General features: G+C 58.2%; 5 protein-coding genes and 1 pseudogene. 2 read left to right on the top strand and 4 right to left on the bottom strand.

Annotation, left to right across the window (positions count from 1 at the left end; all coding sequences use genetic code 11):
- Positions 1-186 (top strand): annotated as a pseudogene (locus AAC083_RS13125) (LysR family transcriptional regulator); the annotation flags it as partial.
- 105 nt (positions 187-291) lie between these two features.
- Here the strand turns inward: AAC083_RS13125 and acnB are convergent.
- Positions 292-2889 (bottom strand): bifunctional aconitate hydratase 2/2-methylisocitrate dehydratase, encoded by a 2598-nt coding sequence (acnB, locus tag AAC083_RS13120; protein WP_108536840.1) that lies wholly within the window; start codon positions 2887-2889, stop codon positions 292-294.
- 227 nt (positions 2890-3116) lie between these two features.
- Complete coding sequence (locus AAC083_RS13115; protein ID WP_108536839.1) at positions 3117-5366, bottom strand: patatin-like phospholipase family protein; 2250 nt, start codon at positions 5364-5366, stop codon at positions 3117-3119.
- A gap of 114 nt (positions 5367-5480) precedes the next feature.
- Between AAC083_RS13115 and AAC083_RS13110 the strand changes: the two genes are divergently transcribed.
- Positions 5481-5687 carry a hypothetical protein gene (locus AAC083_RS13110; RefSeq protein ID WP_108536838.1) on the top strand — a complete coding sequence of 69 codons (207 nt, stop codon included), beginning with the start codon at positions 5481-5483 and terminating at the stop codon, positions 5685-5687.
- 68 nt (positions 5688-5755) lie between these two features.
- On the opposite strand, the gene AAC083_RS13105 is transcribed toward AAC083_RS13110, so the two are convergent.
- A complete protein-coding gene (locus AAC083_RS13105; protein WP_108536837.1) occupies positions 5756-6718 on the bottom strand; it encodes a GGDEF domain-containing protein in 963 nt (320 codons plus the stop codon).
- A gap of 125 nt (positions 6719-6843) precedes the next feature.
- On the bottom strand, positions 6844-8271 hold the full coding sequence (gene lpdA / locus AAC083_RS13100) for a dihydrolipoyl dehydrogenase (protein WP_042039012.1): 1428 nt from the start codon (positions 8269-8271) through the stop codon (positions 6844-6846).
- Positions 8272-8275 lie beyond the last annotated feature (4 nt).

The raw sequence follows: 8275 nt of genomic DNA, 5'->3' as shown, positions 1-8275 counted from the left end.
CAGCAGGCCGGCGTCGCCATCGGCCCCTACCGGCTGGTGTGCGACGATGTCGCCGCCGGCCTGCTGGCCGCCCCGCTCGGATTCATCCCGGATGGCACCGGCTATCACCTGCTCGCTCCCGCACCGCCGATTCCGGGCAGCCCCCATGGAAAACTGGCGAACTGGCTGCAATCCCTCAATGCCTGAGCGCGGGCAGGCAAGATAGAACCAGAGGCAAGGGTCGACCAAACAAAAGCCCCGGCATGAGCCGGGGCTTTTTATCAGACTGTTTGCGCCAACCGGCGCCAATCCTTATACCGCTTGCTGCAGGATCACCGCATCGGCCTTCTTGGTGTAGAAGGCTATCTCGTTGAAGTTGAGGTAGCGATAGGTGTCAGCCGCAGTGGCATCCAGGGTCTTGGCGTACTGCAGGTACTCGGCCACGGTCGGGATCTTGCCTATGATGGCGGCCACGGCAGCCAGCTCGGCAGAGGCCAGATAGACGTTGGCCCCCTTGCCCAGACGGTTCGGGAAGTTGCGGGTGGAGGTGGAGACCACGGAGGCCCCTTCCGCCACGCGCGCCTGGTTGCCCATACAGAGGGAGCAGCCCGGGATCTCGATGCGGGCCCCGACGCGACCAAAGATGCCGTAGTAGCCCTCTTCGGTCAGCTGATCTTTGTCCATCTTGGTGGGCGGCGCTATCCACATGCGGGTTGGCAGCTCGCCCTGGAACTTCTCGAGCAATTTACCCGCTGCGCGGAAATGGCCGATGTTGGTCATGCAGGAACCGATGAACACTTCGTCGATCTTGTCGCCAGCCACAGTGCTGAGCAGACGGGCATCGTCAGGATCGTTCGGCGCACACAGGATCGGCTCCTTGATGGTGGCCAGATCGATCTCGATGATTTCGGCGTACTCGGCATCCTTGTCTGCTTCCATCAGCACAGGATTAGCCAGCCACTCTTCCATCCCCTTGATGCGACGGGTGATGGTGCGCGGGTCACCGTAGCCCTCGGACAACATCCATTTCAGCATGACGATGTTGGACTTGAGGTACTCGATGATCGGCGCCTGATCCAGCTTGATGGTGCAACCGGCGGCGGAGCGCTCGGCACTGGCGTCGGCCAGCTCGAACGCCTGCTCCACCTTCAGGGTCGGCAAACCTTCGATTTCGAGGATGCGGCCGGAGAAGATGTTCTTCTTGCCCGCTTTCTCGACGGTCAGCAGCCCTTTCTGGATGGCGGCGTAAGGGATGGCATGAACCAGATCACGCAAGGTGATGCCCGGTTGCAGTTCGCCCTTGAAGCGCACCAGCACGGACTCCGGCATGTCCAGCGGCATGACGCCGGTGGCGGCGGCGAACGCCACCAGACCGGAACCCGCCGGGAAGGAGATACCGATGGGGAAACGGGTATGGGAGTCACCACCGGTACCCACGGTATCGGGCAGCAACATGCGGTTAAGCCAGGAGTGGATGACGCCATCACCCGGACGCAGGGAGACGCCACCACGGTTCATGATGAAGTCCGGCAGGGTGTGGTGAGTCTGCACGTCGATGGGCTTGGGATAGGCCGCTGTGTGGCAGAAGGACTGCATGGTCAGATCGGCGGAGAAGCCGAGGCAAGCCAGATCTTTGAGCTCATCGCGGGTCATGGGGCCCGTGGTGTCCTGAGAGCCGACCGTGGTCATGCGAGGCTCGCAGTAAGTGCCGGGGCGAATGCCCTGCACGCCACACGCCTTGCCCACCATCTTCTGGGCCAGGGTGTAACCCTTGCCGGTATCGGCCACAGGCACAGGACGACGGAATACGGTGGAGAACGGCAGACCCATTGCTTCGCGAGCCTTGTCGGTCAGGCCACGACCTATGATCAGCGGAATACGGCCACCGGCACGTACCTCGTCGATCAGCACCTCTGTCTTGAGTTCAAACTGGGCCAGCACCTGCTCGGTGCCGTGCTTGCAGATCTTGCCGGCAAACGGGTAGATGTCGATCACATCGCCCATCGCAAGCGCAGAGACATCCACTTCGATGGGCAGGGCGCCGGCATCTTCCATGGTGTTGAAGAAGATCGGGGCAATCTTGCCACCCAGACAGACACCGCCAGCGCGCTTGTTCGGCACAAACGGAATGTCGTCGCCCATGAACCAGAGCACCGAGTTGGTGGCGGATTTGCGGGAAGAACCGGTACCGACCACGTCGCCCACATAAGCTAGCGGGAAACCTTTCTCTTTCAGGGCATCGATGGTCTTGATGGGGCCAACGGTGCCGTCATTGTCCGGAGTGATGCCGGGACGGGCGTTTTTCAGCATGGCCAGGGCATGGAGCGGAATGTCAGGACGGGACCAGGCATCCGGCGCCGGAGAGAGGTCGTCGGTGTTGGTTTCGCCAGTCACCTTGAACACGGTGACCGTGATCTTCTCGGCAAGCTCTGGGCGGGAGAGGAACCACTCGGCATCGGCCCAGGATTGCATCACCTGCTTGGCGTGAGCATTGCCCGCCTTGGCCTTCTCTTCCACGTCGTGGAAGGAGTCAAACATCAGCAGGGTGTGGGAGAGGCCCTTGGCGGCAAGCGGGGCCAGGGTGCTGTGGTCCAGCAGGTCGATCAGCGGCTGAATGTTGTAACCACCCTGCATGGTGCCCAGCAGCTCAACAGCTTGCGCGGCAGTCAGGATGGGAGAGTGGGCTTCGCCCTTGGCGATGGCGGTGAGGAAACCGGCTTTGACATAGGCCGCTTCATCAACACCGGGGGGAATACGGGAGGACAACAGCTCTTTCAGAAAGTCTTGTTCGCCAGCGGGCGGGTTCTTGAGAAGCTCAACCAGGGCGGCGACCTGCTCTGCATCCAGAGGTTTGGCTACCACGCCCTCGGCGGCACGTTCTGCGACGTGTTTACGGTATGTTTCAAGCACGACTAATTCCTCTTTGGTCTTTTTGGGGGGTCGCCCACGCTCGCGGCGATCGTCCTTGCGGGACACCCTTAGGGTGCCCCCCACTATATAAGTTTTAACGACTAATTAAAATCCAAACACTGTACAGATATTCACCAAAACAACATAACCATCTAAACTTGCTCATGTTTTTCCAGCATATAAAAGACACACCAGAAATAAGTTAACAAAAAAGCATCATTTGGCCGTTATTCGAATGTGGTGCCCAATTGCAGATAGAACATGTTGTTGCCCCCCTCTGCCACGCCATAACCGAGGAAGATGGGGCCGAGGAAGCTCTCCACCCCCACATAGACGGAACCGGCGGTAATGGAGCTGTCGAAGTCGATCTCCGCCCCCTTGTTCCATACCCCGCCCTGTTCGAGGGAACTGCCCAGATAGAGCGGCATCCTGAATGCGCCAAAGTCGTTATCCGCCACCCGGTAGATATAGCGAAGTCCTCCCAGCAGACTGTAGCGACCGCTCAGCTGATAGCGCTGGAAGCCGGAGAGGCGGAAAGGACCACCAAGATCCTGGACGTAGAGCGGTACGATCTCGTCACTATTGGAACCGCCCCCTTCCAGTATCAGGTTGAGGCTGTGCCGATCCCACGACCAAGGCTTGACCATGGCGAAGTTGTAGTTCAGTCCCCTGTCCCTGCCCATCTGATCAAGTTCTCCCCCAGTGAGATTGACGCGGGAGTAACCCAGCTTCATGTCCCACTTATTTCCCGAGTAGGGGAAGTAGAGGCTATCCAGGGTGTCGTACTCAAAGTGAATGAAAGGGCCCCAAGTGGTGGCATCTACATTGGCATTCCCCGCCTGTTTAATCTCGATACTGCCTATTTGCCCCTCCAGTCCCGTGTAGATACGGCTCCAGGGCTGACTGTTCCAACCCACGGCCAGCTCGGAGCTGAAGAATGAGTAGCTGATGTCGGGATTAGTCGATGCATCCAACCCAATATTGAAGATACGCCGCGGGGTTTTGTTATAAGCCAGGCTCGCCTCACCGTAAAAGGTCTGGGATGGTTCCAGCGGGGTGTAGAAGACTGTTTTAACGTGCTTTGAGGTACCAAGCGCGGCCTCTGTTAACCACTCGGCCCCCCACTTGTTGACATTGGTCAGGGTATAGGACATGCCGACGTTGTAGTTGGAATTACTCTCGAAATCGTCAGAGAAGCCAAACTGGAAGTTGAGGAAACCCGGACCCCAGCTCTTCTCGTTGGCATCCACCACCAGCACGTTCTCCCCATCCCGTTCCTCTATCTTGTAGGTGATACGGTCAAATGACTCCAGCGCATAGAGACGGCGGATCCCAGCCTCCAAGCTCTCATTGGTCTGGATCTGATCGGGACGTACGTTCAACATGGCGCGCACCGTCTCGTCCGAGAGGCGCGAGTTGTTGATGATCTCCACCTTGTCGATGAAGTAGGCGGGCTGGCCACTACGCTCGGCCCGCCGGCTCAGTTTGTGATCGCGATACTCCTTGTAACGCTCCTTGCTCAGGGCAAGCCGATCCAGTTCCGGTGCAGCCTTCATGGCAGCCATCTCACCCCGTTTGATCCCATCCGGCATACGGGCAAAATCAGCGATCCCGATGTCGTCTATGTCAGGTGTCAGCAGGATATCTCCATCCTCCAGCAGCGCCTTCTGCCTGTCGGTACCGACCCGGGTCATGAAGGTGGTGAGCTGGCCAATCATGGCAAGGCCAGAATTGAGGGATTCCTGAGTGCGCAGCCTGGCCCCAATATCCACCGCGATCACCACATCAGCCCCCATCGCCTTGGCAACATCAACCGGCATGTTATTGACGATGCCACCATCGGCCAGAATGCGCCCCTCCCACTTGACCGGCTTGAGCGCCCCCGGGATGGACATGGAGGCCTGCATCGCCTTAGCCAAGCTACCGTGATCCAGCACGAAGGGGGTGACGGTCTCCATGTCGGTCGCCATGGCACGATAGGGGATGGGCAGATCGTCGAAACTCTGCAATGACGGCAGGTTGAAGGTCGCGAGTCGTAGCAGACTAGCCATAGTCTGCCCCTGAATGAAGCCATTCGGTAGTTGGAAAGCGCCATCATTAAAACCGATATCGGTACGCAGCTGAAACCTCTCTATCTGCTGCTTTTTACGCAACGAGAGCTCTTCGCGGCCCACTCGGTCCTGATATCCCTTACTCCAATCGATGGCGAGCGTGGTTCGCTCCACCTCTTCGGCACTGAGCCCCATGGCGGACATGCCCGCCACATAGGCACCCATGCTGGTGCCCACTATGATGTCGACCGGAATGCGCTTCTCCTCCAGCACCTTGAGGATACCGATATGGGCTGCCCCCTTGGCACCACCACCACTCAGTACCAGAGCAATCTTGGGGCGATCGGACTGGGCCGCCACCATGAACGGCAGGCAAGCCAGCAAAACCAGAAACAGGTGGGTCCATCCCCGATGAAAGATGCGCATATGATTTTCCATTGAATCCAGTTCGAGCCAAGTGAGCAATGAAGCCTACTATAAAGTGCGAAAAAGGAACCGCAACCGCTACGACAGCGATATAGCGCACTCACCGAGCAGCCAATGGGTCTGAACAATCCGGTGCCGCTGTATGAGCCCACCGCCACCGAGGGGCAGTCCAGCGTGATGAGCGAACTCAACCGCAACGTGGATGACATCAAGACGACCGACATAGCCCACCGGCTTGTCGAGCCGCAGCCCGCTGCCGCTCTGCGGCCAGTTCGGCAAGCTGGTTGGCAGCTTCCGGCTCGGACCTGCTCCTTGACGTGAACCAGAAACAACAGAGAGCGCTGCGGCGCTCTCTGTTGTTTCTGGTGGTTTCTCGTACTGCGTAACCGTCAGTGCTTGCCATCCCGCTTGCGCTGATACATCAGCTCATCCGCGCGGGTGAGCAGCTCAGTCAGCGAAACACAGCCACGCCCGTCATAGCTGACTATCCCGGTGCTGCAGGCCAACTCATAACCGCAACCGCTGTGCCGATTATGCTCGGCCAAAATGGCGTTGAAACGTTCATAGGCCAGTTGCGCCTGGGCCTCGACCACATTGGGCAGCAGGACGGCGAACTCATCTCCTCCCATACGGGCAAACACATCGGCGCCCCGAAAAGCCTGCTTGAGCAAACTGGCAAAGACAATCAAGGCGCGATCCCCTTCCGCATGTCCCCACCGATCATTGATCCCCTTGAAGCCATTGAGATCCAGATAGAGCAACGACAGTGGCATTTGCACTCGACTTGCCAGCAAGAGGCTTTTCTCTGCCAGCATCACAAACCCGCGCCGATTGGAGATACCGGTCAGCTCATCAATGGTGGCCAGTTGCACCGCTTCGAGCTCCTGCACCACCATCGCCGCCAGATCCTTGAGCAGACCCACATCTTCATCACTCAAGACCCGCGGCACAGTGTCTATGATGCAGAGCGTCCCCAATTTGCAGCCGTTGGCGATCCGCAATGGCTGTCCGGCATAAAAGCGAATGCCAGGCCCACCCACCACCAGCGGATTGTCGGCAAAACGGGGATCGAGCGAGGCATTCGGTACGATAAAGGTTTCATTACCCATGATCGCGTGACCACAGAATGAGATATCCCGCGCGGTCTCACTGACCTCCAACCCGATACAGGATTTAAACCACTGGCGTTCTTCATCTACCAGGCTCACCAGCGCGATAGGTACATCAAACACCCGTCGGGCCATGCGGGTCAGCCGGTCAAACCGCTCCTCGGCCTCGGTATCAAGCAAAGAGAGCCGACGCAGGGCGTCAAGTCGCAATGCCTCATCGGGTGGAATAGGAGCCTTTAGCATCAGTTTTCTCTCGTCAGCGCTAAAACCTGTCTTTAGCTTATTCGGCTTTAGAAAAGTTTGTGTGATACAGAGAAAACAAAAAGCCGCTCTTACGAGCGGCTTTTTATACAAGTGGAAGAAGAAAATTACTTTTTCTTCTTGGCCTTGGCATTCGGCAGGTCGGTGATCGAACCTTCGAACACTTCGGCAGCCAGACCCACTGACTCGTGCAGAGTCGGGTGAGCATGGATGGTCAGCGCGATATCCTCGGCGTCGGCACCCATTTCGATGGCCAGACCGATTTCACCCAGCAGTTCACCGCCGTTGGTACCGACGATGGCACCACCGATGACACGGCCGCTCGCCTTGTCGAAGATCAGCTTGGTCATACCGTCGGAGCAATCAGACGCAATGGCGCGACCGGAAGCAGCCCACGGGAAGGTGGCCACTTCGAAGTTCAGCCCTTGTTGCTTGGCTTCCTTCTCGGTCACACCAACCCAGGCCATCTCTGGCTCGGTGTAGGCGATGGACGGGATCACTTTCGGGTCGAAGTAGTGCTTCTTGCCAGCGATCACTTCGGCGGCAACGTGGCCTTCGTGAACACCCTTGTGGGCCAGCATCGGCTGACCAACGATGTCACCGATGGCGTGGATGTGAGCCACGTTGGTACGCAGCTGCTTGTCCACCTCGATGAAACCACGCTCGGTCACGGCAACGCCGGCCTTCTCGGCATCCATCAGCTTGCCGTTCGGCACACGGCCTACGGCAACCAGCACGTTGTCGTAACGTACCGGCTCGGCCGGGGCGTGCTTGCCTTCGTAGGAGACATACAGACCGTCTGCACGGGCTTCAACTGCGGTGACTTTGGTCTCCAGCATGATGTTGAATTTCTTGGCCACGCGCTTGGTGTAGATCTTGACGATGTCTTTGTCGGCAGCCGGTACCAGCTGGTCGGCAAATTCCACCACATCGATCTCGGAACCCAGAGAGGAGTACACAGTACCCATCTCCAGACCTATGATGCCACCACCGATAACCAGCAGCTTGCCCGGTACGGAAGTCAGTTCCAGCGCATCGGTTGAATCCCATACGCGCGGATCATCATGGGGGATGAAAGGCAGTTTTACCGGACGGGAGCCAGCTGCAATGATGGCGTTGTCGAAGGTCACGGTCGTCTTGCCGTCGGCACCTTCCACTTCCAGAGTATTCGGGCCGGTAAATTTACCGAAGCCGTTAACAACCTGCACCTTACGCATCTTGGCCATGCCAGCCAGACCGCCGGTCAGCTGGTTGATGACCTTCTCTTTCCACAGGCGGACCTTGTCGATGTCGGTCTGCGGGGCACCGAAGATGATGCCGTGTTCGGACAGCGCCTTGGCTTCTTCAATGACTTTGGCGACGTGCAGCAGCGCCTTGGACGGGATACAACCCACGTTCAGGCAGACGCCACCCAGGGTGGAGTAACGCTCGACGATAATGGTATCCAGACCCAGATCGGCAGCACGGAAAGCAGCAGAATAACCGGCAGGGCCAGCACCCAGTACTACGACCTGAGTTTTGATTTCTTTACTCATCATG

Source organism: Aeromonas sp. HMWF014 (assembly GCF_963878295.1).
In the GTDB taxonomy this organism is placed as follows: Bacteria; Pseudomonadota; Gammaproteobacteria; order Enterobacterales; family Aeromonadaceae; genus Aeromonas; species Aeromonas popoffii.
The sequence above is the reverse complement of the archived record's forward strand: the minus strand, read 5'-3'. Positions and strand labels throughout refer to the sequence as shown.